Genomic DNA, 25,489 nt, shown 5'->3' with positions numbered 1-25,489 from the left:
CATGGAGATCTCCTATGTGACAAGTCTTGCAGATTTGCTTTTTTTAAATCTGTGTTATACTAGGTGTACGGTCCCATGGTATAATGGTACAAAGCCAAACAGAGAGGAGACGGAAATACTGTGGGACAAATATTACACGGGAGCGCCCGAACGACAGAGACAACCCGCCGAGCAATACAAAATAGTCAAGAGAGTTTAAGGACGTTGGCAACTCGATATGGCATCAATCCGAAGACGGTTGCCAAATGGCGAAAACGCGACAGTGCAAGCGACCTGCGGATGGGACCCAAAGTACCTTCTTCCACTATTTTGACCAAAGAGGAAGAGGCACTCATCGTTGCCTTTCGCAAGCATACCTTGCTGCCACTGGACGACTGCCTGTATGCGCTTGAAGAACCCATACCTCATTTGACCCGATCTTCATTGCATCGTTGCCTCAAGCGGCATGACATCAGTCGTCTGCCTGATCTGAAAAAGGAAATCGAACCCAAGAAAAAGTTCAAGGAATACCCCATCGGCTTTTTCCACATCGATATCACAGAACTCCGGACGGAACAGGGGAAACTCCACCTTTTCGTGGCAATAGACCGCACTTCAAAGTTTGCAATGGCGAAACTATATGATAGAGCTACAATGAAGTCGGCAAAGGGTTTCTTGGAAGCCTTAATCGAAGCTGTGCCTTATCGCATCCACACTATTCTGACAGACAATGGCATTCAATTCGCTGATCTTCCAAAGAACCGTAACGGTGCAACTGCCATGCTTCGTGGGCATCCTTTCGACCGAATTTGCTGGGCAAACGGCATTGAACACCGGCTTACCAAGCCCAATCATCCGTGGACGAATGGTCAGGTTGAGCGCATGAGTCGTACCATAAAGGATGCAACGGTCAACCGCTATTACTATGAGACTGGTGACGAGCTTCAAAAGCATCTGGACATTTTTATTGCCGCCTATAATTTTGCTAAACGCCTAAAAACTATTCGCGGCCTGACTCCCTATGAGTTTATTGTAAAATCATGGGCTGAAAACCCTGATCTCTTCCACTTTGACCCGTCCCATCTCAATCTGGGACTGTACACCTAATCGATTCGGGGAAAGTCTTTATTAACTCATTTTCTTTTCCTGCTGGAACAGGAATTGGGTTAGGCGCAAGTACTGATGTTTCCCCTACAGGTGTTTCGGCAGTAGCAAAGTTGGATACTATAGGATTCAGAATAGCTAATGGTAAAATTAAACCTCTAGCGGTTCAAGAAGCTTCGATAGGTGGTTCATTTCTCCAATACGAGATGAAAGCACAGGTTACTAAGGAGAAAAACGACGTATTTGTTATAGGGAAATTTGTCCCCTGGTCTACAGACGATCAATGGGTAAATACGACAGGTACAAGCGGGAAAGTCACTATAGGGGCAAGCGCTTACCTAGGAATTGGAGGTAGTTTTAGTTCGGATTTTGATGTTCAGTCTTTTCTTATGAAGCTTGCAAACATATGGTGATAGGAGCAACTAACGAATGAAATTCTTTAGTAACGGAAACAAACTTTTAATTGCGCTCTTACTGATTATCGGAGTAATAATGGATCTGATCGTAAAGGCGCTCAATTTATCGGAAGCAATATCTTCCGCAGTAGTTATGTTGCCTGTTAGTATCGTGATAGAAGTGATACTCTCCAACCTTTATGTATATGTCAGAAAAAATTATAAAAAATGGGCTTTCATACCTGCATTTCTCCCTTTAGGTGTTGCTTACGCACTTTGTAATTCGATAATGGTTTTATCGAAAGAGATATTTATCTAAAATCACACTTAAAATGGTCAGCCGCCGGATTCTATCCGGCGGCTGCTAACATATTTTCTTTTTATACTGCGAATAATAACTTGATTACGCGCAAACAGGACGGCACCAACCAGTATTATCTGTTCAAAGCCCACGGAGATGTTATCCAACGCGCGGACGCTTGGGGCAACGTGCTGAAAGCCTACCGTTATGATGCCTTCGGCAACGAACAGAATCCCGAAAAGCTGGATTCCAATCCCTTCCGCTACTGTGGCGAGTACTTCGATGCGGTAATAACCCCATAATGTTGGTGGATAAAACAGGTCTTTCACCTGAATGGGGCTCTATTGGCACTGCAATAGGTATAGCAGTACTGACTGCAATGTTTATAGTGGCTGTAGTTGCATCGGCAGGAGCAGTTGGTGTTTTAAGCAGGCGGAGTCGCAGCAAGCATTGGCACGACAGGAGCCATTTCTACAGCGGTTACGGCGGGAACAGTAGGTACGTATGTTGTTGCTGGCGGCGTGGATGCTTTTGGAGCTAATAGGGCCGCAGAAACATATTATAACCAGCTACTATACTAACCTTGGTACCGTCCACACTGTAGGTAATTGAAGGTTAATTTCATATTTTAACATTCCGATTCTTCCGTCTAAAAATTTTCTGTTAAAAAGCCCGGAAAAACAATGAAAAACTGTTTTTCCGGGCTTTTGTGTTCAAATTACCACATATTTTATAGTTAAACGTAACCTTCAATAATTACTTGATAAAGCTAACCTGCTTACAGATTTCTTGGATAGCCTCATCTTTGCGTTGGTTAAAGACTATTTTGTTTTCTTCAAACATGTTGCGTCCGTCGGTATCAATCGAAACGATTAAGGGGCCAAACTCTTTAACGCGACAAACCCAAAGCGTTTCAGGCATTCCAAGATCGCGCCACTCCGCACGTTCAATTTCTTCGACTTCTGTGGCGGCGAGCACTGCACAACCAGCAGGGAATACTACATGAAGCGCCTTGTATTTTTTACAAGCCTCCTCAGTATTGGGGCCCATGCCTCCTTTTCCAACAATAATTTTTACACCGGTCTGCTCTACAAACTCTTTCTCGAATTTTTCCATCCGCATGCTTGTAGTAGGGCCAACAGACACCATCTCAAATTTGTCATCTTCCAGGGGGCGAACAATTGGTCCCGCATGCAGTATAGCAATCCCTTTCAGATCAACCGGGAGTTCACGATGTTCTTCAATCAGGCGGCGATGCGCCACATCACGGCAAGTAACCAAATAGCCATTTAAATAGATGATATCCCCGACATGAATACCTTCAAGGTCAGAATCTTTTATCGGAGTCGTCAGTATTTTTTTTTCACTCATAGTGTTACCCCCGTATGCGATGTAATGGTATAATTTAGATCCTTATCAAAAATAATATGTCCACGTCTGTGTGACCAGCAGCCAGTGTTTACCGCAACGCCGATGGTGGAAGGATGCCGTGCAGTATTTTCAATGTGAACACCCATCACCGAATAGTTGCCCGACATTCCCTGCGGCCCGAGCCCGATTTTATTGATACCATCTTCAAGCAGCTTCTCCATTTTTGCTGCACGCTCATTTTCATTATGGCTTCCAATCGGGCGCATCAGGGCTTTTTTGGAAAGCAAAGCGGCGGTCTCAACTGAAGTAGCAACTCCTACACCTACCAGAAGCGGCGGGCATGCATTCAAGCCATAGCTTGTCATTACATCCATAACAAACTTTGTAATCCCTTCATAACCCGCGCCGGGCATAAGCACCATCGCTTTGCCAGGTAATGTGCAGCCACCGCCCGCCATATACGTATAGATTTCAACGTCATCGCGGTCTGGAATGATATCCCAGAAAACAGTTGGCGTACCTTTCCCCACATTTTTACCTGTGTTGTACTCATCAAAAGTCTCTACACTATTATGGCGGAGAGGCGCGGAAAAGGTTGCCTGTACAACCGCATCTTTTAAAAGTCCTTCCAATTCTCCGATAAGAGGAAAATTCACGCCGCATTTTACCCAAAACTGAAGCACACCAGTATCTTGACAGCACGGACGATTTAGATCCGATGCCAGTTTCTGGTTAAGAAACATCGTGTCGTAAATAGTGGCTGCCAGTTTACCGGTTTCTTTTTGCCTAAGTTCAAGCAGCTTGGCTTCTACATCGTCTGGAAGCTTTTTACCAACATGGGCAATAAATTTCGCCATTTTGTCGGTCATACTGTGAATACTTTGTTCTTTATCCATTAGAGATCCTCCTGAAATAATAATTTCAAATATCTGTTAGGCCGGGAAGAACGGGAAGAAAATAGGAAGCAATATCAGGGAAACGATCGTGGAACAAATTACCAGAGGCAATCCGGCTTTCACATAGTCGATAAACTTGTATCCGCCCGCAGTGTAAACCATTGTGTTGGCAGGCATGCCGATTGGAGTGGCATATGCGCAGGAACCACCTATGACAAGCGCCATCATGATAGCACGGGGATCGGCGTTAAGCGAAGCCGCCAAGGATATACCGATTGGCACAAGCATCGATGTTGTTGCTGTATTTGACATAAACTGAGTCAAAATGCAGGAAATAAGGAACAACGCAACGAGAATCGCAAATGGCGAGGGATTTGCACCAAGTAAACCAAGCACAGTATCTGCAATCGCTTTACCCGCGCCAGTGGAATTCAGCGCATTTGCCAGTGCCAGCATGCCTCCCATAAGAAAAATTGTACGCATATCAATCGATTTATAGGCCTGCTTCTCGGTAATGATTCCTGTAAGTACCAGAATGATCGCACCAATACAACCGATAATATGTAATTTGATGCCAATTTGCTTTTCAAAAATCATACATATGATTGTAATGGCAAGAACCACAAAGGACCCCCAGCTTTTCCATGCAGGCACATTGCTAAAATCCTGTTTTTCCTGGAATGTGGAATCATCGCCTGGTTCACGCACAGGCAGCATCTTGTAACCAATTGTGGTAAAAAAGAGAATCCCCACGATAAGAACAGGAAGACCAATCAGGGCGTATTCAAAAAAGCCGAATTCCAACCCGATTTCCTGCAGTGCCGTCTGTGCAAATGCGTTTCCAGGAGCACCTATCAGACTGAGATTTCCACCCATTGCTGCCGCAAACACCAACGGGAGGAGTAGCTTTGAACGATGGAAACCGGAACGGGAAGCAATACCAATAACGACCGGTATTAATACTGCTGCAGTACCTGTGTTTGAAAGAAAACCGGACATAATACCTGTTACGACCATAACTGCCGCAATTTGCTGGCGCTCAGTTTTCGCAAATTTTGTGACCAGCCCGCCAATTTTATTTGCCATACCTGTTTCAAAGAAAGCGCCGCCGATGATAAACATCGCTACAAACAAAATTACATTGCTGTCAATAAAGCCCTTGAAGGCGTCCCCCGGCTCGATGACACGTGTTACGACCAGACCGAGGCATACGATCATTGAGGTGACCGCCAGAGGGATTTTTTCCCACACGAACATAACGATGGCAAAAACTAAAAGCAATAGGGTAATAGCAATTTGGCTCATGAAAATCCTCCTCCTCTGGACACATCATTGATATGTGATAATGTATCCATTTATTAATCAAATACTATCCCCTTCTTTCTATATTGTCAACATATTAGTCTAAATTTCATCGTATTGCAAAATAATTTCTTAATAAATTGTAAATAGTGTCTAGTCAGTTATTTTTGCAGATTTGTAAGGATATTTTCCATGCTGCGAATAATGTGAGCGTTCATAAGCTCCTTTGCGCGCATCTCATCACGGTCAATCAGCGCGTCCAATATCCGCTTGTGCTCCTGAATAGAAAGGTGCGCATAATCCTCTTCAGTTACCTTATGTCCCATTGAAAGCCCATTCCATAGCGAAGATAGCAGTGTTTTCATGGTGTCATTTCCTGATGCTGACCATATTTCAACATGAAATGATTGATTATAATTCGAATAATCCTTAGAATTGTTCTGATCCAAGGCTTCCGCTGCCTGTTCATAAGCATTGACTATCCCGCTAATGTCCGCATTGTAGCGACATACCAATGCCGCGGCTTCCCGTTCGAGGATGGCACGGGTTTCATAATGATTACGGATAGTCTTTTCATTAATACCAAGTACAATAGCACCTTTGTTAGGACGCAACTTAATCAGTCCATCTCTGGAAAGGATCTGTAATGCTTCTCTAACCGGGGTGTTGGAAACTTCCAACTGTGCAGCAACACTCTCCAGTGTCAGTTCAGCTCCTTCTTGAAGTTCACGCGAAAGAATAGCCTTTCGAAGCGCAGACGCAACTTGCTCTCGGGCGGGTAAAAGCTTAATTGGCTTTAGGTTTGTCAATGGGGTTTCCTCCTATTGCGGCTTGTGTCGCTTGTTCAAAATATTTTTGAAGAATCTGATTTGAAGCAGCTAAGTTTTTTTCTTCTATGGCAATGAGTAATTGTTCAAATTCTTTTAATATGTTTTTCCAATGACGTTTGCGATGTTCCAGCACATAAGCAAAGTAACCAGAAGAAAGCTTCTGATACACCTGTGTTAAGAAAGGATTTTCAAGGCAGCGAACAAGCTGATTGTGGAAAAAGAGCTCCCTTTTTGCACATTCTGCTATTCCTTGCAAGGGTACTGCAAGCTGATAGAGTCGAAAAGCGTCCCGTGCGAATTGTATATCTTTTCCCTGTTGCACTAAAATGGATACAATTTCTTTTTCAACTGCAAAAAGTACGGAAAAATTTTGCTTGACAGTATCGCTTGTCATTCCAACTACACGCATATGGCGATTTGGCAGCCGCTGCAGCACACCTTCCAGTTCCAGTTGCAGCAGCGCTTCCCGGACCGGCATGCGGGAAACCCCCAGCTTTTCTGCGAGAAACTCCTGCACAAGTTCTTCCCCGTCCTTAATTGAACCGGAAAAAATCTCCTCTCGGAGCATAGCTACTATATAATCTTTCATTTGATTCTTTTTTAACGGCTCCATACAATCCCCACTGGTGTTAAATCAAATACTTTGGATACATTTTTTATATTTGCTATTGTACTCTGTTTCTTGGCGAAATGCAAGTCAACACATTTTAAACGAATAACAAAAAAGACTGGAAACATAGATTGTATCCAGTCTTTTATATTTAAAAATTTAGCTTTTCTTTGTAATACCCTTCCGCACAATATACAGCACCGATCGGATTATGTGCAAGCACACGGTCTTTTGCGATCAATGTAGTTACGAATGCTTGGGAGTATTTATAGAACAAAGAATCGTGTCCAACACACAAGCCGACCGCAATATTAAATTCTGTATTCTGCTCATTTAGCAAGCGCGCCTGCACAACTGGATTACACATAGGCTCAAAGGTTCCTGGATGCACTTTGCAATCCTCCGGTACACCAATCTTCTCCTTGGAAATGCCGCCGGTTTTACAGATGACCGAGATAACTTCAAGTCCATTTTTACGAAGAATATCATCAATTATCTTTGCTTCTTTTCTCAGGCCTCTGCAAAACGCCATACCAATTCGTTTATATCCCATTTGCTTGCATAACTCAATTATTTCCTTCAATCGCACCCATTGGCCATAACCGATGCCCTCTATTATGGTCGATTGTATGTAAAAATCATGATTTTCCGGCTTCTCGTATTCAGCCAAGCTCTCATCAAAAAACTTTTGTTCATGCATGGGACAGTTTTTAGGAATTTTCTCGGGATGGTCCATGCTGCAAGCGAGCATACCACACTGGGCACAGGTAAACATATTATACGCCTCCGCACATTTTTATGATATTGTATCCAATACAGCCAAAAATGTCAACTAGGTGTACAGTCCCAGATTGAGATGGGACGGGTCAAAGTGGAAGAGATCAGGGTTTTCAGCCCATGATTTTACAATAAACTCATAGGGAGTCAGACCGCGAATAGTTTTTAGGCGTTTAGCAAAATTATAGGCGGCAATAAAAATGTCCAGATGCTTTTGAAGCTCGTCACCAGTCTCATAGTAATAGCGGTTGACCGTTGCATCCTTTATGGTACGATTCATGCGCTCAACCTGACCATTCGTCCACGGATGATTGGGCTTGGTAAGCCGGTGTTCAATGCCGTTTGCCCAGCAAATTTGGTCGAAAGGATGCCCACGAAGCATGTCAGTTGCACCGTTACGGTTCTTTGGAAGATCAGCGAATTGAATGCCATTGTCTGTCAGAATAGTGTGGATGCGATAAGGCACAGCTTCGATTAAGGGCTTCCAAGAAACCCTTTGCCGACTTCATTGTAGCTCTATCATATAGTTTCGCCATTGCAAACTTTGAAGTGCGGTCTATTGCCACGAAAAGGTGGAGTTTCCCCTGTTCCATCCGGAGTTCTGTGATATCGATGTGGAAAAAGCCGATGGGGTATTCCTTGAACTTTTTCTTGGGTTCGATTTCCTTTTTCAGATCAGGCAGACGACTGATGTCATGCCGCTTGAGGCAACGATGCAATGAAGATCGGGTCAAATGAGGTATGGGTTCTTCAAGCGCATACAGGCAGTCGTCCAGTGGCAGCAAGGTATGCTTGCGAAAGGCAACGATGAGTGCCTCTTCCTCTTTGGTCAAAATAGTGGAAGAAGGTACTTTGGGTCCCATCCGCAGGTCGCTTGCACTGTCGCGTTTTCGCCATTTGGCAACCGTCTTCGGATTGATGCCATATCGAGTTGCCAACGTCCTTAAACTCTCTTGACTATTTTGTATTGCTCGGCGGGTTGTCTCTGTCGTTCGGGCGCTCCCGTGTAATATTTGTCCCACAGTATTTCCGTCTCCTCTCTGTTTGGCTTTGTACCATTATACCATAGGACCGTACACCTAGTTATTGTATTAAACACTAGAGCGGTTACGAATTATAACCGTCAAATTATCTAACTGTCCGGCCTAATATCCTTTCGCAGTCAGATACCGTCGTTTCAATAATTTCTTTGGCTGGTCGTTTTTCTTTCAGCAATGGTACGATTTGCCCAACCATAATAGAACCATTCACAATATCACCTTCATGCATGGCTCTTTTCACAGCCCCGGCTGTTTTTTCTTTGAAGCCCACCATGACTATTTCTTTGGGGTTATTCTCTTGAAATGCAGTAATGTCGTTCGTGTACTTATTGCGTATCTGCCTGCTTGTGTTGTAAATGTTAAAACCAGTCATAACTGTTCCCATATCACCAGTTTTGATAATTTCATCCTTACAAGCATCTGCTATATCGCATTCATCTGCAAGCATGAACGCTGAACCCATCTCAATCGCTTGTGCACCTAACGTCAATGCCGCAGCCATTGTTCTTCCGTCGCAAATGCCGCCGCTGGCTACTAAGGGGACATTTATGCAGTCGGCGCCTTGTGGTATCAGAACTGATGTGGTTTCTTGGCTTACAAGACCGCCGCCTTCCCAACCTTTTAGGATAATCACATCCGCCCCGGCCTCCTGCGCTTTTAGAGCGTCACTAATAAAACAGGCCTTAAACACAATTTTCATGCCCGCCTCGTGCCAGCGGAAAAAATGTTTTTTTGCCAACTCAATATCCAAGTTTGCAAGGATACCCGCATATATGACAGGGAGTTTTTCTGCAATGCAGACCGGCCCGACTGCTTCTAATAAATCGGGAATCATTAACAAATTTGCTCCAAAAGGCTTATCTGTTGCCTTTTTGACCTCGCGTATCAACGTTTGAAGTATGTCAGGAGTAGCGTTACCTGTGCCTAGGACACCTAGACCTCCTGCTTCGGACACTCCAATTACCAGAGACGGCGAAGTTGCCCATACCATTGCCCCCTGAATGATGGGGTATTTTATTCCTAATACCTGGCTTACAAGATTGCTCACTTCCAATGCTCCTTATCATGATTTGTCAATTCAATAACAATTTTTTGGGCCTTTCCCTTGATTTCTTCGGGTATGGCCTTTACGCTTATTCAAACCATTGCTTGAGGCACTCCTGATAGTCGTTCGAGGAAAATTCGATAATGCGGTATTGTTGAATACCCTCTTTTACTACAGGGTCATCATCACAGAATTTTTGTATATCACTCGATTTCACTATGACAATGCCGCCACTACCACCGGGTATGGGACCGGTTAGCAGTACAGAACCGTTTTCTAATCCTATCTTTAGGTAAGTGAAGTGGTTAGCCATTGCTTTTTTCAGCTCTTCCCCTTTGGGATGATTTTCTACAAAGGTCCCCTCTAATAAATAGTATTTCATGCTAAAACCTCCATTCTAGTTTTTATGGTGTTATTGTATCAATTGTGTTATACTAGTACAAGTAGCCTATTTATACTATTATTATTACTAATAGGATAGGAGGAAGATAATGAAAAAAGCTGAACCAAATAGATATACTGAAATGGGCGAATTTCTTAAAGCTTGCCGGAACAAAATCAAGCCGGAAAAGATAGGTTTTTCAGTTGGTGCAAGGCGGCGAACACCGGGGCTGCGTCGTGAGGAAGTTGCTCAATTGGCAGGAATAGGACTTACATGGTATACATGGCTTGAACAAGGACGCGCAATAAATGTATCCGATGCTGTATTGGATAGTCTGTCAAGAGTGTTTTCATTAACCGACGAAGAGCGTAGTCATTTATATGCTTTAGCGAATAAGCCTTTACCGCAACAAATAGAGGCATATCAAACTGTTAATGATAGAGTAATCAATTTTCTTGAAAAGCTGGATTTATTATATTGCCCTGCATATATTACCGATTGCCATTGGAATTTAGTTAAATGGAATAAATATGCGACGATTGTTTTTGGGGATTTCAGCCAGCTTCCCTCATCCGAACGAAACATAATCTATATGATGTTTTGCAATCAAGATTACATGTCACTTTTTGAACAATGGGAATTACATGCAAAAGAGATATTAGCAAGATTTCATGCAACTTTTGCAAGGCATATTGATGACCCATGGTTTAGTGGATTTATACAAGACATGAAAAATAAAAGTGAGAAATTTGCTGCTTGGTGGGCGCTATATGATGTTAATAGCATGTCGGATATCGTAAAAAATCTTATGCATCCGACATTAGGTAAACTTACTTTTGATTTTGTAAGCCTTGATATTTTCGATAATCAAAATCTTAAATTGCTGGTGTATAATCCAGACAATAAAACTTCGATTAGCTTGGGCAAATCAATCTTATAGGCACCAATATGTAAAAACAGACATTCACTTTTCGTGCATTTTCAGGCTTTCCACTAAATGGCAAGCAGGGCAAGTGTATTGACACTTGCACATTTTTAAGATTTTCCCTTGAGGGCAAATATCAATCTGCGCCTTTAGGCGCTCTTGGAATGTCAGCGGCTTACTGCCGCCAAGCCATTGTCCGTAATGCTTGTACTGGCCCTTGCTTTTCAGTTTCGGATGGGCGATATAGGACAGCCCGTTTTCAAGACATACGCGGTCGGACAGCCTCCGCAGCGTGCGTGCCGAACCGAGAAAATCCCGGAACTTCCGGGTACAGTCAAGGGCCGTAGAATTGTAGTAAAATGTGGTTATGGATATGCTGGCGGTCAATATGGGTAGCGACGAAAAAGGCGTACTTACCTTTTGCCCAGCGCATAGCCGTTTCATATCCTATCCGATTAACTATTGTTTTTGTTCTACTCTAAAAATAATTCTTGACACAATAGTAAGCTAGCTTTATAATTATAAATGAAGCTAGCTTACTATTGTGCTACTGATGAGGAGGACGACTCAATGGCTATACAAAATATCCTGATTTCTCCTAAGGTGGAGATTGCATTGCCGGGGGTATTGATTGATTACCTTTGTAAATTGGCTATGTCAGGAGAATATTCGAAACAAGCGATTCAAACATTTTTGCTTGCTCCCGGAAAATTAGGCGGGCGCAGCATACAGAAAATCCTTTACGTTGACAAACCGCACCGTGTATTTGGTTTTGAGCCTGTCAGATGTAATTTGATCGTATTGAATTCTGGTAATAACAATCAAATGATTTTGACCGACTGACAAGGAGGCGAAAATAATGAATACTAACAGGTATAGTAAACTCGTAGAACAACTCATGCAAATCCAATGGATTTTGATCCGAAACCACCATCATAACCATCATAATATGGGATTGATGGAAAACCCATATCGTGGGCAAGGGAGGATATTAAAAATCCTGAAAATGAAGCCGGAAATAACGCAGAGAGAGCTTCTGGAGCTGCTGGATATGCGACCTCAGTCTCTTGGAACCTTATTGAGAAAATTGGAGCAAAAGGGCTACATTATGCGCACCACAATGGAAAACGACAAAAGAGCCATGATAATTCGCTTGACAGACAAGGGTGCAAATGCTGAAATTCAAGATGATAAGCAACTTGGTCTTGAATCCTTATTTGATTGCCTCTCTGATGAAGAGCAACTTCAGTTAAGCGAATACTTGACACGAATCATTAATGAGTGGCGCGGCGATAATGACAAGGGGCCTGATTTTGAGCATTTCGGATATGGAGGGTTCAGGGGATGGCACCGGTAAGGAGTGACAAAACAAACAGGGTATAACAGCCTCTCTTGAAGATTATTTGAAAGCAATATGCTTCTTGCACCAAAATGACAAGTCTGTCCGATTGATTGATATAGCTGAGTGGAGGATGTCCGTATCAAAGCCAAGCGCGTTTATAGCGGTTTCGCAGCTATTGGACTTGGGTCTTATTGAGCATGAGAAATTTGGTCCAATTCTTTTAACTGCATATGGAATTGAAGCAGCTAAAAGTTTGGTTTTAAAATACGAAACCATCAAACTATTTTTAATGCGTATACTGAATGTCGGAGAAGCTCTGGCCAACCGTGAGGCATGTGCAATAGAACATGAAATCTGTGATGTGACAGTAGCCAAGATGGCTTTGCTGATATAAGTCTTTCGCAACACAGTTTGGTCTGTTAAAAACGAACCGTAAGGAGGTCGTCTTATGTTATCTTGGTTTAAACGAAAAAATATAGTGGCTGAAAATGACAGTGAATTGCAACACTTCTTACAATCCAAGCATTGCAATGGCTGCTCAAGAAACTGTCCCCTGTCTTCACCAAAATGTGGACGTGGGAAAAAGCTTGTAACAATTGAAATAGCAAATTATACACGGTTATCCCCTTCGGATTGAAGACTTAATATTTTCTTTAAGATTCTAGGAATATGTCTGGCAAGATATATAGTTGGTTTCATGTAGAAGTTGGATTTATTTACTATGCACAAGGAAAGCGGGCCGTTTGGCCCGCTTTCCTTGTGTGGTATCATTTCTGTTTATCCCATCACATAACCTTTCAGGTAACAGTCCAGATCGGCTAGCCTGTCGATGAACCACTCGATAACAGAAGCAAAATCTTCATAGTAAAAACCCCTTTCATGCTTGGCTCCACCCATATTTCACCATCCATATAAGAGAGGCAACAATGTTGTCGAAGCCGCACCGATTCTGTCCTATGGCTTCGGGCCAAGTTCGAGGTGTTGACAAAGGCCCCATACCCGTCGGAGATATGGTAAAATAGAAGAAAGGAAAGGGGCGGGAGAAATGCAGGGGAAAACGGGGCCGATGCAGTTGAGCTTATGTACGTACACGATCGAGGATCTGGTGCCGCAGGACCACTTTTTGCGGAAGCTGGAAGCGGCGCTGGACCTGTTCGAGCCGGTACCGGACCACAGTACCATTTCTCAGAACCGGCGGAGACGGCCCTTATTTCGCAAGGTATTCCGCCGATTGTTCGAAGAGATAGTTCGGCAGTGCGTGGAGGCGGGTCTTGTCAGTGGTCGAGTTGTCGGCACGGACTCGACGCACGTCAAGGCCCGGGCCTCCCGCGCCTCGGAATACCTGAGAGAGGTCGAGGAGGAGCCGGGCGTTTATCGGGAACGTCTGGACCAATATGAGCAGGCGGCACAAACGGAGCTGGCACGAAAAACAGGCCGGCGACAAAAGAAACGTGTGAAACAGATCAAGCGTGACCGCCGTCGTCCTCACAGGCAGGTAAGCCGGACGGACTCGGAGGCCGGTTACCTCAACCGTCCCGGAAAGCCCAAGGGAATGCACTATCTGAGCCATCAGACACTGGACACCGACCATGGGATTATTCTTGACGTGGCGGTAACATCCGGAGACGTCAGCGACGTAGCGCCGTATCCCGACCAGCTTGAGCGTGTCCACCGGGAGATCGTCCCGATTCAATGTGCCACGGCGGATGCGATCTACGATTTTCCGCTGGCACATCAGGTGCTGGGCGAACACGGAATCACCTTTTGCGTCTGCCCCATAAAATCGCATGACCAGACCGGCGTGGAAATTAAGCGGGACGCTTTTCGCTATGACGAAGAAAACGACGGTTACCATTGGTTGAATACGCTGCGGCGGAGCGCGGGCGGGCTGCACTGGGTCTATTCGGCGGACAGGCGGGATTGTCAGACGTGTTCCCTGAAGGAGAACTGCCTGAGCGAGTGCCGAAAAAACGGCGCCCGAAAGCTTGAGCGCAGTTATTTCGAGCCGGCGGTCCGGCGGGACCTGAGTCGGCAGCAGGAGCCGGAATACCAGGAGGCCCTTCGGCTGCGGCAGATCTGGTGCGAGGGGTCTTTCGCAGCGCAGAAGTGGGGACACAATTTAACACGCGTTTTGCGACGAGGAATAGAGGCAGCGGAAGACCACTGTCTCCTGTCCACGACCGCATTGAACTTAAAGCGGATGATCCGGTGCCTGGGATAACTCCCAAGACGCTGTTTTTTATGTCCGGCAGCTCACGAGAAAATAAATTTGTGGGCCTTTGTCAACAGCTCGGAACTTGGCCCGAAGTGTGCGCGTTGCGCTCTTTGTTGCGTCATGTTGCTATCGCTCCTGTTCCTTATTTTTCTGCGCATCCGTCAGGCTAAACAGGCGGTCGATATTTTCCTTCGCCGTAATAACCTCCTGCATATCCTTCCATACCGCGCGGTACTCCCTGTATGCGGCCCGTTTGTCCGCCGCCAGCTTTTGATATTCAGCTTTGAGCACGTCCATCTTCGGGAGTTTCGCCCCGGACAGGACGCGCCGAAATGTTTCCTGCGTCGCCCGGTAAAGCGTGACCTCGGCCTCATGCTCCGCAAGATATTTTTTGCTGTATTTCGCGGCCTTGTAACCGTTTAACACAGGCCGGGTTTTCGCGTAGTCTACCACCGCGCCCTTTAACTCCGCGTTGGTGCTCATAGTGGCCTCGATGGACTTGATCTGTTCAGAAAGAACGTGAAAACGGTCTGCTGCTTCCGTTGCCCGTTTTTCCAACTGTCCGTATTCCAACAGGCCGTTTTCCTATAAATATTGGAGCGTCGCGGTCATCTGTTTCAGATTAAATATTTTCATCCACCGTTCGTAGGCGGGGCCTTTCCCGTTTTTCATTCGGGACTGAATATCTATAATCAGGTTTGTACCGTTTTGCTTTATGCGTTACCAGCCTCGTGAAAAAACGGACATTCCCATCTCCCGCCTGATGATAAAGCTGGAAAAGGGTTATACAAAGCTCATGCAGAAGATTCTGCCACACAAGGTTATAGCTGCCCTATTTGCAGTAATTTTGCTGGCAGGCTCTTTCCTCCTGTGCACACAGCTTGAGTTTGAACTAATGCCCTCAGTAGATGAAGGAACCATTTCTGTAAAAGTAGAAACAAGACCCGGCCTGAAGACGGAAGAACTCGATAAAACCCTGAAAAAGCTGGAGGATTTGGTGGTTTCCAATCCAGATGTGGAGCGCTATCTGCTTTCCACCGGAGCACAGAGCCTGGGGGCCAATTCCTCAATCAGTGCAACTCTGACCGCATATCTGAAAGACGATCGCATACATTCTACCAAGGAAACGGTAGCTCAATGGCAGCAGGCTACGGTTAACATGGAAGGCTGCGCAGTCAGCGTTTCCAGCAGCTCCAGCACCGACATGATGATGGGCGGCTCCGGAATTGATGTCGCTCTCCAGGGCAACGATTTTAATCTCCTGCGTGAGACGGCTGATCAGGTCGCTGAGATGATGCGCAATGTGCCCGGCATACTGAAAGCCGCTTCCAGCGCGTCCGGCGGCGGCGTACAGGGAGAACTTCTAATCTACCCGATCAAGGCAGCAGCGGTCGGCTTTACCCCTGCACAAATTTCCTCAAGCGTACGCTCAGTAATGAGCGGTGTTGAGACGGCCATTCTGTCGATGGACGGGCAGGACTACACCCTATGGGTTGAGTATCCGCAAGGCCGCTACCAGGCGGTCAACAATATCAAAGGCATCACACTGACTTCCCCCATAGGAAAATCTGTTCCGCTGACGGATGTTGCTTCACTCGTTTATTCAGACAGCCCGCAGACTCTCACCCGGAAAAACGGTGCTTACCAGGTCACCATCACTGCTGATCCGACCGACGCTGCAAAATCCTCCGCCTAAAAAGCCATCAACAGCCATGTGAGTTCCATGGAGTTGCCCGAAGGGATAGAATTGGTACAAAGCACAATGACAGAGATGATGGTGGAAGGATTTACCTCAATGCTGACCGCGATTCTGACAGCGGTGCTGCTGGTATTCATGGTCATGGCCATACAATTCGAATCGATGAAGTTCTCCGGCATGGTGATGCTGTGTATCCCATTCAGCCTGATCGGTTCTTTCGGCCTTCTTTATCTGACAACCGGAACCCTCAGCATAACTTCATTAATTGGATTTTTAATGTTGGTAGGCACAGTGGTAAACAACGGTATTCTGTTTGTGGATACCACGAACCAGTACCGGGCGAGTATTGATGTATCGACAGCGCTTATTATGGCAGGGCGTACCCGTCTGCGCCCCATACTGATGACTACCCTTACAACAATCCTCTCCATGATTCCTACGTCACTTGGGATCGGCTCCGGTTCTGAAATGATGCAGGGTATGGCCGTCACGATCATCGGCGGTCTGACCGCATCCACGCTGCTTACTCTATTTTTACTGCCGAGTTTTTACCTGATCATCAATAAAAAGAATCGCCCTCCAAAAACGCAGGCAGCTGACACACTCCCTTTGAAAGATCAAAATCAAATTGACCCGGATGAACTTCTGCTTGGCGATTAATCCTAGAAGAGATGCGGGAATGAGTCTTCCCGCATCTCTTCTAAAGTTTATAACAAAATCGAGGTAACAAAATGGTTTATGCAACAATTTTGATTGTTAGTGACTCCTATTTATTCCGCGGATCCCTCAAAGTATTTTTGAAAAAGGAACAATTCGCGGTCCTTTTGGCCAATAAAGAACAGGAAATTCGGGATGCGTTGGATGAGACCAGAATCCAGTTAATTATTGCAGACACAGACACGCTTCTGTTGCAAGTCTACGATTTGGTTGCTGAATTAAGATCCAATCAAATATTCATCCCTATTATACTAACAATAAACAGAAGGATTTCATTTCAGGAGAAAAAAATTGGATTTGAGGCCGGTGCAGACGACTATATGACACCGCCGATTGATTTTGAGGAACTTTTGTTGAAGATAAGGGTACTGCTACGCAGATATGGCGTCAATACAAACGGACAAGTCGCACTGGGCAAAACAATCCTTGATTGTGACAGTTTCCAAGGGATTACCCCGCAGGGTCCAGTTCAATTGACAAGAAAAGAATTTTTATTACTCTTCACATTATTTTCCCACCCTAAAAAAATATTTAGCCGTCAGATGCTGATGGATTGCGCATGGGGCATTTGTCCTGATTGCGATTCAAAAATGGTCAGCATATACATCTGCAGGATTCGAAAAAAGTTCGCTGATAAGGGTAATTTTGAAATAATTACGAGAAAAGGCATTGGTTATCAGGCTATCCTTTAGGGTATTTCGTTATTGCACATAACAGAAATCATATACTAAAATATCATGAGTTAATTGTGAATCAATTTTTAATTTAAATTTTTCTCAATCTTTATTAGCAAATTTAAAATTGTTTCAATAGCTGTTTCCAGCTTGTCCATCTCCTCCACGCCAAGCGTATGCTCCAACCACTGTGTAAATGTTTCCCCTTGTTTGCAATATTCAATATAATCCAGAGCTTTTGGAGTAATTTGAATCTTGATGACTCTACGGTCCGTTTCGTCTGATATTCGTTCTACAAAACCGTATTGAACCAATTTTTGCACTATCTTTGTAGTGTGCTGCTTTGGAGTACCAAGTAACCTCCCAAGTTCCGACATGCTGATAACCCCGTGATGCTGCAAAAGCTGCAGACCATAGTACATTTGGAGGCTCATGGAGTCCTTTAGCGATTTCTTGAAGGGCCGGATAATTAAATTGTTCCAGTAAGGCAGAAGATATAACAGTTTTTCGACAAAGTGTTTTTGTTCCATAACAGCCTCCGATAACCGTTCTTGACAACGGGCAATTTGGGTGCTATATTCATTAAGTAGTAGCATTTATTGTACCATCATATCAATGCTACTACTTTTATTTTACTTTAATAATCAGTGCAAGTCAACGAGAAAGGAACCATTTATATTGCAAAACACAAATTTTGAACTTATGGAAAGTGCACCGGTCAACAAAGCCATACTCAAGCTGGCAATCCCTACGGTGCTCAGCACAATCATTCAGCTTATCTACAATCTTACAGATACTTATTTTATTGGGCTGCTTGATGACCCCGTGCAGCTGGCAGCGATCTCTCTGGCGTTTCCTGTTTTTATGATGATCCAGGCCGTTGGTAATATTGTCGGCAGCGGTGCACCCTCCTACATATCACGAAGCCTGGGCGCTAAGAATTATAAAGAAGCTCGCCATACCAGCGCGGTGGCGTTTTATTCTTCAGCCGCAATCATGGTTGTCATGACCGGAATCAGCCTCCTTTTTATGAACCCGATTCTTGGCCTGATTGGTACGAGCAGTACCTCAATCAGCCCAACAAAAGATTACCTCTCCGTGATCTGCGGATGCAGTGTCATCCTGACTATGCAGATCATCCTGCCGGCGATGCTCCGCGCGGAGGGTAAAGTACATCAGGCAGTGACCGGAATGGTGATTGGCACGGTGACTAACATTATACTTGACCCGCTGTTCATCCTCGGCTTTCATATGGGAGCCGCCGGAGCGGCATGGGCAACGGTGATTGGAAACTGCCTTGCAGTTATCTATTATCTTACCGTCTACACCGGGGGGAAAAGCATCCTGTCCATTTCACCCAGAGACTTTAAACCGAGTACCCGCATCTATGGGGAGATTCTGAAAATCGGCCTGCCATCCTCTATCTCCCAGATCGTTATGAGTATGGCAAATGTTCTGACCAATAATCTGGCCGCCAGCTACGGTGACAATGTAATCTCCGCCTTCGGCGTCGCAGGCAAGCTTCTCATTATGGTCGTAATGATCGTTATCGGCTATGTGACGGGTTACATGCCGTTTGCGGGTTACAATTATGGCGCGCGCAACACTCACCGGCTGATTCAGGCCTTCAAGTTTACCATACTTTCCGGTACAGCCGCGTGTTTCGCATTCCTTGGCCTTTTTCTCTTTTGCGGCCCCATATTTATGCGGGTGTTTACCAGTCAGCAGGAACTGATCGATCTTGGGCTGCGGATTATGCACGCGCAGGCGTGGAGCATCCCTCTTATGGCTGTTCAGATGACGATGATGGTGACCTTCCAGGCAACTGGCCAGGCTATCAAGGCGACCATCGTGAATCTTGGACGTCAGTGTCTGCTCTATTTGCCGTTGCTCTACCTGTTTAATGCACTATGGCAACTCAGTGGCCTGATGTATGCACAGTGCGTTGCGGACATTTTGACGACAGTGACCGCTATTTCATTAGGCATACCGTTTTTGAAAAAATTGTATATGATGGATAAGAGCCTTCAGCCGGCTGCAGCTCAAACTTGAATAAAATTTGATGTTGTATGTGCAGACTGATATATTTGAACAAGAGATAAAGGTGAAAACAAATATGCGTGTAATTGCATTTATGGGAAGCCCAAGGAAAAACGGCAGTACGGACAAACTTGTCAAGCAGATACTCGCGGGTGCCACTTCAGCAGGTGCGCAAACTGAGGAGTTTTTCCTGAACGATTTGAATATTCGAGGATGCCAGGCCTGCATGTATTGTAAATCACATATTGAATGCAGCCAGAAAGACAACATGCCACCATTGACGGAAGAAATAAAAAGAGCGGACCGCCTGGTTTTCGCCGCTCCAATCTATATGGGCGGTATCAATGCGCAGTCCAAAACATTTCTTGACCGGCTATACGCCTTCGGTACAGCCGAGAATCAGCCGGGTAAAATGCCGACAGGGAAAAAGGCAGCCCTTATGTTTTCCCATGCCAGCCCGGACGAGAACTCGTTTTGCCAAAACGTCGAACCTATCGCCCGCTTTCTGGAGCGTTTGGGCGTGAAAATCACTGATACGCTGTTTGCGGCTGGCGGGCCGAAAGCGTTAGATGATGAAGGTTTTATGCAAAGGGTTTTTCAGGCAGGAGTGGATCTGGTTCAATAGAAATTGTAGGAAGATGTGGTGTCAAAACGGTGCCTGACTTTCCTATATACTATTATAAAGATATTTTAACGGGCGTAGCCCTTATTTACTGGCCGCGCTTAACTGGTGTGGACACGGTCTGGCACACGCAAAGAGATTGTTATCTGCTACCTGTATAGACGGATCAGTCTCCTCCTGTGTCAATTGGCCGTTTATCCATCCTCTTGATGTTTCTTGCAGTTGCCAGACCGCAAGTTTATTCTACATCAAAAGGAGCTTTTTGTTATGCCTCATCGCTAAAGCTCTACCCAGCCCCGCGTCTAACGCGGAGTTTTCTTTATACAACAAAAAAGTCCAGATTTTTCTGGACTTTTTCAACAGACTGGAACGAAGGAATATCCCCCGTTCTTTCGTTATGCTTTATTGAACAAAGTACATTTTTAATCCGCAATTTTTATAACTCTGACTATGTCCGAGTCGGTAAACGGGTCGATCATATCTCCGGCGCAACTGGGAAACGAAAAAAATGCAGCCCCATTCTTGCCGGCCTGAAACCAATGTTTTTCTACCAAATCGCTGCTACTTTTGCCCATAATAAGCATGCGTCCCGTGCTTACGCAGATAATGCCGGTCCAGTAATTCTCGCTGCATAGATGTAAGACCCGGGGCTATCATCTGTGCATGCCACGCCATGAAAGCCAGTTCTTCCAGCACCACGGCGTTATGTACCGCCTGTTTGGCATCTTTCCCCCATGCGAATGGCCCATGGCTGTGCACTAAAACCGCCGGAACGTCCTCCGCCCGCTTTTCCGCTAAGGTTTCTGCAATCACGTTTCCTGTCTCCCATTCGTAATGGCCCGGTACACCGCCGATCTCTTCGGGGGTCATCTTCCGCGTACAGGGGATTTCTCCGTAGAAATAGTCCCCGTGGGTGGTTCCAAAGGGGACGATCCCCATACCAGCCTGGGCGTATATGGTGGCCCACCGACTGTGCGTATGCACCACGCCGCCGATCCCCTCAAAGGCGCGGTAGAGAGCCAGATGAGTAGGCGTGTCAGAAGATGGGTTCAGCGCGCCTTCCCGCTTTTCTCCCGTGGCCAGATCCACTACTACCATGTCTTCCGGCTGCAGGGCGGCGTATTCCACGCCAGACGGCTTAATAACGAGCACTCCCGCAATACGGTCTACAGCCGATACATTGCCCCAGGTGAAGGTGACAAGACCGTACTGAGGGAGCAGCATATTTGCCTCATAGACTAGTTGCTTCAAATGTTCCTGCATCGCTTTTCCTCCTTGCGTCACGCGAACAAGTTTCTTGCAAACCGGTTCGCAGATTCAATGTCGGCCCGCCAATGGGGCGAGCCGGTGTACCAGAATTCTGTGACAAAACGCCGCACCCCCAGCGCCAGCGCCATGCCCACTGCCGCTTGGAAGTCTACATGGCCCGTGCCGAAGGACACCTCGCGAAACACGCCGGGGCGTGTCTCCTTCAAGTGTACGGCGCATATATGGCCCGCGCCTTTACGCAAATCAACCGCAATGCTGCCGCCGGTTTTCAGCGCCGCGTTGGTCAGATTGCCCACGTCGGGATAAACTCCCAGATAAGGGCTGTTTATCTGTTCTACGTAATGCATCGCCTTGGCCACGGTGTTCATGAAATCGGTTTCCATCGTTTCAAAGCCCAGCATCACGCCCCGGGCCGCGGCATATTCCACACAAAGGCGCAGGTTATCTTCAAACCGGCGGCGCGTGTCTTCGCCGGAGGGCTCGTAGTACACGTCGTAGCCCGCCAGCTGGATGGTGCGCACGCCCAGCTGCACCGCCAAATCCACAGTGCCTCGCAGGATAGCGAGACTTTTTTCCACGACCTCCGGCCGGCCGCTGCCCAGCGGATAGCGCCGGTGGGCGCTCAGGCAGATGGAGCCGACGGGCGTGCCCGTAGCCTGCACCGCGGCCAGCAGCTCCGCCCGCTGCGTGAGGGGCATTCCCAGCCGGGCGATTTTTTCATCGGTCTCGTCGATGCTCATCTCCAGATAATCGAACCTGTATGTACGGACCAGTTCCAGTTTTTCCGGCAGAGTCAGCTCTGCCGGCATTGATTTTTCATAAAGTCCCAGCTGATAGTGTTTCATGACTTTTCTCCATAGCATAGGCTGTGCGTGGAGCAACGCCCCGCACACAGCCTAGAATTTTATTTCCCCTGTACGTTCTTTCTGTACAACGGGAGGTAGACCTCCTGGTCACGGACGACGCACCCCGTCTGGCAGTGCCCTTTCTGAATCAAGTCATAGCACTTATCACAGGTGACACAGCATTTATAGCGATGCATGGTCTTGTCATTCATCAGATCGTAGGCAAAATCCGGGTAGGCAAAGCCCTGACGGCCAAACCCGCCGATGTCAAACCAGCCCTGGTTGATGCCGCCGGCCGCCACACTGCCGCCGAACTGCTCCAACCATGTAAGACCCGTACACACAAACACACCCTCAGGCACCGCCTCTTTAATTTCTTTCGTGGCCTTCAGCAGATGATAAGTGCCCGCATAGGGATTAATCTCCGAACCCTCCAGCTCGGCCAGATAGCCGCGGCCGTAGGGCTGGTAGCGGGGCATCATTGTGGAAATATTGATCAGGCTGACACCTTTTCCCACCAGCATCTTGCACAGCTGGATGGTCTCGGTGAGGTCAGGCTCCATGACGCCTTCCTCTTTTTTCATGCCCCAGCCGTGGGGATAGGGAATGCAGTCGTAGGCGTTCAGGCGCACGCAGATGTCCAACTTGTCTCCCAAGTTCTTGCGGATACCGTCAATAATCATGAAGACGGCGCGGGTGCGATTCTCAAAGCTGCCGCCGAATTTGCCCGGACGGTTATAGGCTGCCAGCAATTCACGCAGGATATACTCGTGGCATACCTTGATGTCAACAGAATCAAATCCTGCCTCATATGCCAGTGTGGCGGCGTTGATGAAGCCCTGAATGATTTCTTCAATTTTTTCATCGGTGGCAAAGGTGATTTTGCCGCTGCGGCCATCGATGCTGTTGTGGTGGTCGATATAAGGGTTGGGTACTACCGCCAGCGGCGTGGGGTTCCAGTCTTTGTCCGTACTGCGTCGGCCGGAATGGGTGAGCTGCAACACGTTATAGGGCCGGCGGCCATATTTGGCAACTGCCGCCGCGTTTGACTCGTCCACCAGCCGCTTGATCTCACTGACTGTGGAGGGCTTGATTACCATTTGCAGCGGGTTGCAGCGGCCGTCGTCGGCCACGGTGATGGATTCATACCACAGCAGGCCCGCGCCGCCCTCGGCGTAGCGTTTATAGCGGCGGAAGATCAGCTCGGAGGGCGAGCCGTCCGGATTGCCGTCAAAGCCTTCCAGCGGCTGAATGCACATGCGGTTGGGGATCACTTTGTTTCCCAGTTTGACCGGAGTGGCGAGCACGTCCACATTCTCGTCCACAGGGAAGGGCAGGCCCGCCTGCGTCATGGTATTTTTAAACTCCTCCGCAGTACCCATCCGGGCAAAATTGAACGGTTTTGTCACTTTTTGCATAATAGTTCTCCTCTTATAAATAAACTTTGTTTTACTGATTTTTTTAAATGAATCTACATCCTGTTTAGTGGAATTACCTTTTTTCAACTTTCCAACTTGTTGGATATCCAATAAGTAAGCAGGCAAATTTCTTTTTATCAGAAATATGATCCCCTTACTTTCTATCAGCCGTATTCAATGCCACAGCGGCTCCAGCAGCTGTGCAAGCCGCTGATACCTCTCATATTTTTTGCGGTATATTTCCGCACATGCAGCCACCGGTGTATAGCTTTTCTCCACCGCTACCAAGCTGGCCGCAGCAGCCTCCATGCTTTTGTAACCGCCGCAGGCCACCGCCGCACACAGCGCCGCGCCAAAGGCCCCCAGCTCTTTTGTGCGGATAATCTCCACCTTTCGCCCGGTCACATCCGCGAACATCTGGCTCCATATTTCAGAGTTGGTCACGCCCCCGGCCAAGCGGATGGCCTTCACCCCGGGCCTGTGGGCCAACAGCTTTTCAATATGCGCCATGTGGCAAAAGGTCACGCCCTCAAACACCGCCCGCATGACGTGTGCCTGGGTGTGATAGCTGGACAAACCTATAAAGCACGCCTTTGCATTGCCGTTATAGTTAGAGCCATAGATATACGGCAGGAAATAAACCTCTGTATCCTCCGGCGCAACGCTTTCCACCAGCTCATCCGCCAGCCTATACGCGTTTTCGCCCCGCTCTTTGCAACGCTTTTTAAGATCCGCCAAGAAGGTATTCATATACCATTCCAAATTGGACGCGCTGGTGGGCGAGCTCTCTTCAACGAGGTAATAACCCGGCGTACAGTAAATGGAGTTCATCATGACCGATCGATCGTCGATGGGCTGCCGGGCAATAAATTCATTGATGCTCCAGGTGCCTGCGATCACCGCGAGGTACTCCTCATTGACGATGTTCATGGCGATGGCGCTGGCATCGATGTCAAACATGCCCGCAGCACAGAGGGTTCCCTCCGCCAGCCCTGTCTGCCGGGCCGCTTCTTTGGTGACTGCCCCGCAGACATCTGTGGAGGCCCGCAACGGGGGTAATTTGCCCTTGATTGCAGAGAGATCCAGCAATTCCAGAATCTCATCGTCATAACTGCGCGTTTTCAGGTTCACCAGGTTTGAACCGGAAAAATCAGTAATCTCAGCAAAAGCCTGGCCTGTCAGCCGGTAGCGGATATAGTCCTTCACCCCGAAGATCCACTTCGTGTGTTCCAGCACGTGGGGCGCATTGTCCCGGAACCATTGCAGCAGCGCCACCGGCTGGCAGCACAGTGCCTTCTGTACAGTTTTTTTAAACAGCGCGTCGGCGGCAGGCCCTCCGTTGATTTTGTCCGCGTAGGCGACTGCCCGAGAATCTGTAGACAGGATGCCATTGTATGCGGGTGTCCCCTCTCCCCACAGATAGAGGCCTTTTCCGTGGCCGGAGAAAGAGACGCCTTTGATCTGCTCCGGGGGAACGCCGGCCTGCTCCACTGCCGCGCGCATCGCCTTGGCGTTCAATTGCCACAATAGCTCCATATCCCGTTCTGTGAAGCCCGGCTTCGGTGTGATCAGCTGAATCTGCTCGTGCGCCTGCGCCACTGCCATGCCGGTCTCGTCAAAAATCACGGCCTTAATGAAAGTTCCGCCGTTGTCCACGCCCATATAATAGCGCATCAGTCCGTTCCTCCCTT

The 25,489-nt window shown here is 46.9% G+C and carries 25 protein-coding genes and 3 pseudogenes; 12 read left to right on the top strand and 16 right to left on the bottom strand.

Going from position 1 to position 25,489, the window contains the following annotated elements:
- The first annotated feature begins 120 nt into the window (after positions 1 to 120).
- From C1A10_RS16520 to C1A10_RS16505, 3 genes are all read left to right on the top strand, one after another.
- Positions 121 to 1,086, top strand: coding sequence for an IS481 family transposase (locus C1A10_RS16520; RefSeq protein ID WP_101909027.1), 966 nt, complete (start codon positions 121 to 123; stop codon positions 1,084 to 1,086).
- Between the two features lie 110 nt (positions 1,087 to 1,196).
- The gene (locus C1A10_RS16515; RefSeq protein WP_101911299.1) at positions 1,197 to 1,496 is read left to right on the top strand and encodes a hypothetical protein; all 300 of its coding nucleotides are present in this window, start codon (positions 1,197 to 1,199) and stop codon (positions 1,494 to 1,496) included.
- A gap of 381 nt (positions 1,497 to 1,877) precedes the next feature.
- Positions 1,878 to 2,081, top strand: coding sequence for a hypothetical protein (locus C1A10_RS16505; protein ID WP_101911297.1), 204 nt, complete (start codon positions 1,878 to 1,880; stop codon positions 2,079 to 2,081).
- 454 nt (positions 2,082 to 2,535) lie between these two features.
- On the opposite strand, the gene ttdB is transcribed toward C1A10_RS16505, so the two are convergent.
- The 9 genes and pseudogenes from ttdB to C1A10_RS16460 all read right to left on the bottom strand — a co-directional run bounded on the left by ttdB (position 2,536) and on the right by C1A10_RS16460 (position 10,032).
- Positions 2,536 to 3,150 (bottom strand): L(+)-tartrate dehydratase subunit beta, encoded by a 615-nt coding sequence (gene ttdB / locus C1A10_RS16500; protein ID WP_101911296.1) that lies wholly within the window; start codon positions 3,148 to 3,150, stop codon positions 2,536 to 2,538.
- Positions 3,147 to 4,046, bottom strand: coding sequence for a L(+)-tartrate dehydratase subunit alpha (gene ttdA / locus C1A10_RS16495; RefSeq protein WP_101911295.1), 900 nt, complete (start codon positions 4,044 to 4,046; stop codon positions 3,147 to 3,149). Before ttdA ends, ttdB begins: the two co-directional genes overlap by 4 nt.
- A 36-nt stretch (positions 4,047 to 4,082) precedes the next feature.
- Positions 4,083 to 5,351, bottom strand: a complete 1,269-nt coding sequence (locus C1A10_RS16490; RefSeq protein ID WP_101911294.1) for an SLC13 family permease — start codon at positions 5,349 to 5,351, stop codon at positions 4,083 to 4,085.
- Positions 5,352 to 5,509: 158 nt separating this feature from the next.
- Positions 5,510 to 6,157, bottom strand: a complete 648-nt coding sequence (locus C1A10_RS16485) for a GntR family transcriptional regulator (RefSeq protein ID WP_101911293.1) — start codon at positions 6,155 to 6,157, stop codon at positions 5,510 to 5,512.
- Positions 6,135 to 6,791 (bottom strand): GntR family transcriptional regulator, encoded by a 657-nt coding sequence (locus C1A10_RS16480; RefSeq protein ID WP_101911292.1) that lies wholly within the window; start codon positions 6,789 to 6,791, stop codon positions 6,135 to 6,137. Before C1A10_RS16480 ends, C1A10_RS16485 begins: the two co-directional genes overlap by 23 nt.
- Before the next feature lie 148 nt (positions 6,792 to 6,939).
- Complete coding sequence (locus tag C1A10_RS16475) at positions 6,940 to 7,563, bottom strand: DUF1847 domain-containing protein (protein ID WP_101911291.1); 624 nt, start codon at positions 7,561 to 7,563, stop codon at positions 6,940 to 6,942.
- Positions 7,564 to 7,620: 57 nt separating this feature from the next.
- A pseudogene (locus tag C1A10_RS16470) lies at positions 7,621 to 8,587 on the bottom strand (IS481 family transposase).
- Positions 8,588 to 8,693: 106 nt separating this feature from the next.
- The gene (locus C1A10_RS16465) at positions 8,694 to 9,653 is read right to left on the bottom strand and encodes an NAD(P)H-dependent flavin oxidoreductase (RefSeq protein ID WP_101911290.1); all 960 of its coding nucleotides are present in this window, start codon (positions 9,651 to 9,653) and stop codon (positions 8,694 to 8,696) included.
- Between the two features lie 85 nt (positions 9,654 to 9,738).
- Positions 9,739 to 10,032 (bottom strand): YciI family protein, encoded by a 294-nt coding sequence (locus tag C1A10_RS16460; RefSeq protein WP_101911289.1) that lies wholly within the window; start codon positions 10,030 to 10,032, stop codon positions 9,739 to 9,741.
- A gap of 109 nt (positions 10,033 to 10,141) precedes the next feature.
- Here C1A10_RS16460 and C1A10_RS16455 point away from each other — a divergent pair, with 109 nt between their 5' ends.
- Positions 10,142 to 10,972, top strand: a complete 831-nt coding sequence (locus C1A10_RS16455; protein ID WP_101911288.1) for a helix-turn-helix transcriptional regulator — start codon at positions 10,142 to 10,144, stop codon at positions 10,970 to 10,972.
- 123 nt (positions 10,973 to 11,095) lie between these two features.
- On the opposite strand, the pseudogene C1A10_RS16450 reads toward C1A10_RS16455, so the two are convergent.
- Positions 11,096 to 11,420, bottom strand: a pseudogene (locus tag C1A10_RS16450) (relaxase/mobilization nuclease domain-containing protein); the annotation flags it as partial.
- A 107-nt stretch (positions 11,421 to 11,527) separates the two neighbouring features.
- Here C1A10_RS16450 and C1A10_RS16445 point away from each other — a divergent pair.
- The 4 genes from C1A10_RS16445 (at position 11,528) to C1A10_RS16430 (ending at position 14,520) form a co-directional block, all read left to right on the top strand.
- Complete coding sequence (locus C1A10_RS16445) at positions 11,528 to 11,800, top strand: hypothetical protein (protein WP_101911287.1); 273 nt, start codon at positions 11,528 to 11,530, stop codon at positions 11,798 to 11,800.
- A gap of 16 nt (positions 11,801 to 11,816) precedes the next feature.
- Positions 11,817 to 12,314, top strand: coding sequence for a MarR family winged helix-turn-helix transcriptional regulator (locus C1A10_RS16440; RefSeq protein WP_101911286.1), 498 nt, complete (start codon positions 11,817 to 11,819; stop codon positions 12,312 to 12,314).
- Positions 12,315 to 12,336: 22 nt separating this feature from the next.
- Entirely contained in the window at positions 12,337 to 12,693 is a 357-nt protein-coding gene (locus C1A10_RS16435; RefSeq protein ID WP_278309142.1) for a metal-dependent transcriptional regulator, read from the top strand.
- Positions 12,694 to 13,344: 651 nt separating this feature from the next.
- On the top strand, positions 13,345 to 14,520 hold the full coding sequence (locus C1A10_RS16430; RefSeq protein WP_101911284.1) for a transposase: 1,176 nt from the start codon (positions 13,345 to 13,347) through the stop codon (positions 14,518 to 14,520).
- A gap of 120 nt (positions 14,521 to 14,640) precedes the next feature.
- Here the strand turns inward: C1A10_RS16430 and C1A10_RS16425 are convergent, their stop codons facing one another.
- Positions 14,641 to 15,087 (bottom strand): hypothetical protein, encoded by a 447-nt coding sequence (locus C1A10_RS16425; protein WP_423241422.1) that lies wholly within the window; start codon positions 15,085 to 15,087, stop codon positions 14,641 to 14,643.
- 142 nt (positions 15,088 to 15,229) lie between these two features.
- On the opposite strand from C1A10_RS16425, the pseudogene C1A10_RS18815 reads away from it, so the two are divergent.
- Positions 15,230 to 16,873, top strand: a pseudogene (locus C1A10_RS18815) (efflux RND transporter permease subunit).
- 71 nt (positions 16,874 to 16,944) lie between these two features.
- Complete coding sequence (locus tag C1A10_RS16410) at positions 16,945 to 17,622, top strand: response regulator transcription factor (protein ID WP_101911281.1); 678 nt, start codon at positions 16,945 to 16,947, stop codon at positions 17,620 to 17,622.
- Between the two features lie 68 nt (positions 17,623 to 17,690).
- Here C1A10_RS16410 and C1A10_RS16405 read toward each other — a convergent pair whose 3' ends face one another.
- Positions 17,691 to 18,134: a MarR family winged helix-turn-helix transcriptional regulator gene (locus tag C1A10_RS16405; protein WP_180951194.1), complete on the bottom strand. Its 444-nt coding sequence runs from the start codon at positions 18,132 to 18,134 to the stop codon at positions 17,691 to 17,693.
- A 148-nt stretch (positions 18,135 to 18,282) separates the two neighbouring features.
- Here C1A10_RS16405 and C1A10_RS16400 point away from each other — a divergent pair, with 148 nt between their 5' ends.
- On the top strand, positions 18,283 to 19,656 hold the full coding sequence (locus C1A10_RS16400; RefSeq protein ID WP_180951193.1) for an MATE family efflux transporter: 1,374 nt from the start codon (positions 18,283 to 18,285) through the stop codon (positions 19,654 to 19,656).
- A 64-nt stretch (positions 19,657 to 19,720) separates the two neighbouring features.
- Positions 19,721 to 20,269 carry a flavodoxin family protein gene (locus C1A10_RS16395; RefSeq protein ID WP_180951192.1) on the top strand — a complete coding sequence of 183 codons (549 nt, stop codon included), beginning with the start codon at positions 19,721 to 19,723 and terminating at the stop codon, positions 20,267 to 20,269.
- A 558-nt stretch (positions 20,270 to 20,827) separates the two neighbouring features.
- On the opposite strand, the gene C1A10_RS16390 is transcribed toward C1A10_RS16395, so the two are convergent.
- The 4 genes from C1A10_RS16390 to C1A10_RS16375 all read right to left on the bottom strand — a co-directional run bounded on the left by C1A10_RS16390 (position 20,828) and on the right by C1A10_RS16375 (position 25,472).
- Positions 20,828 to 21,529, bottom strand: coding sequence for an L-ribulose-5-phosphate 4-epimerase (locus tag C1A10_RS16390; RefSeq protein ID WP_101911277.1), 702 nt, complete (start codon positions 21,527 to 21,529; stop codon positions 20,828 to 20,830).
- A gap of 17 nt (positions 21,530 to 21,546) precedes the next feature.
- Positions 21,547 to 22,380: an L-ribulose-5-phosphate 3-epimerase gene (locus C1A10_RS16385; RefSeq protein WP_101911276.1), complete on the bottom strand. Its 834-nt coding sequence runs from the start codon at positions 22,378 to 22,380 to the stop codon at positions 21,547 to 21,549.
- Between the two features lie 59 nt (positions 22,381 to 22,439).
- Positions 22,440 to 23,798: an oxidoreductase gene (locus C1A10_RS16380; protein ID WP_101911275.1), complete on the bottom strand. Its 1,359-nt coding sequence runs from the start codon at positions 23,796 to 23,798 to the stop codon at positions 22,440 to 22,442.
- 174 nt (positions 23,799 to 23,972) lie between these two features.
- On the bottom strand, positions 23,973 to 25,472 hold the full coding sequence (locus C1A10_RS16375) for an FGGY-family carbohydrate kinase (RefSeq protein ID WP_101911274.1): 1,500 nt from the start codon (positions 25,470 to 25,472) through the stop codon (positions 23,973 to 23,975).
- Positions 25,473 to 25,489: the final 17 nt, after the last annotated feature.

The organism is Marasmitruncus massiliensis (assembly GCF_900186535.1).
Lineage (GTDB): Bacteria > Bacillota > Clostridia > Oscillospirales > Ruminococcaceae > Anaerotruncus > Anaerotruncus massiliensis_A.
Note: the sequence above shows the minus strand (reverse complement) of the source record. Positions and strands in the feature narration are given on the sequence as shown.

Coding starts and splice junctions, on each gene's coding strand:
- C1A10_RS16445 (WP_101911287.1), top strand. CDS start 11,528: ATGGCTATACAAAATATCCTGATTTCTCCTAAGGTGGAGATTGCATTG.
- C1A10_RS16455 (WP_101911288.1), top strand. CDS start 10,142: ATGAAAAAAGCTGAACCAAATAGATATACTGAAATGGGCGAATTTCTT.
- C1A10_RS16375 (WP_101911274.1), bottom strand. CDS start 25,472: ATGCGCTATTATATGGGCGTGGACAACGGCGGAACTTTCATTAAGGCC.
- C1A10_RS16380 (WP_101911275.1), bottom strand. CDS start 23,798: ATGCAAAAAGTGACAAAACCGTTCAATTTTGCCCGGATGGGTACTGCG.
- C1A10_RS16430 (WP_101911284.1), top strand. CDS start 13,345: ATGCAGGGGAAAACGGGGCCGATGCAGTTGAGCTTATGTACGTACACG.
- C1A10_RS16440 (WP_101911286.1), top strand. CDS start 11,817: ATGAATACTAACAGGTATAGTAAACTCGTAGAACAACTCATGCAAATC.
- ttdA (WP_101911295.1), bottom strand. CDS start 4,046: ATGGATAAAGAACAAAGTATTCACAGTATGACCGACAAAATGGCGAAA.
- C1A10_RS16410 (WP_101911281.1), top strand. CDS start 16,945: ATGGTTTATGCAACAATTTTGATTGTTAGTGACTCCTATTTATTCCGC.
- C1A10_RS16385 (WP_101911276.1), bottom strand. CDS start 22,380: ATGAAACACTATCAGCTGGGACTTTATGAAAAATCAATGCCGGCAGAG.
- C1A10_RS16490 (WP_101911294.1), bottom strand. CDS start 5,351: ATGAGCCAAATTGCTATTACCCTATTGCTTTTAGTTTTTGCCATCGTT.
- C1A10_RS16405 (WP_180951194.1), bottom strand. CDS start 18,134: ATGGAACAAAAACACTTTGTCGAAAAACTGTTATATCTTCTGCCTTAC.
- C1A10_RS16475 (WP_101911291.1), bottom strand. CDS start 7,563: ATGTTTACCTGTGCCCAGTGTGGTATGCTCGCTTGCAGCATGGACCAT.
- C1A10_RS16480 (WP_101911292.1), bottom strand. CDS start 6,791: ATGGAGCCGTTAAAAAAGAATCAAATGAAAGATTATATAGTAGCTATG.
- C1A10_RS16395 (WP_180951192.1), top strand. CDS start 19,721: ATGCGTGTAATTGCATTTATGGGAAGCCCAAGGAAAAACGGCAGTACG.
- C1A10_RS16460 (WP_101911289.1), bottom strand. CDS start 10,032: ATGAAATACTATTTATTAGAGGGGACCTTTGTAGAAAATCATCCCAAA.
- C1A10_RS16390 (WP_101911277.1), bottom strand. CDS start 21,529: ATGCAGGAACATTTGAAGCAACTAGTCTATGAGGCAAATATGCTGCTC.
- ttdB (WP_101911296.1), bottom strand. CDS start 3,150: ATGAGTGAAAAAAAAATACTGACGACTCCGATAAAAGATTCTGACCTT.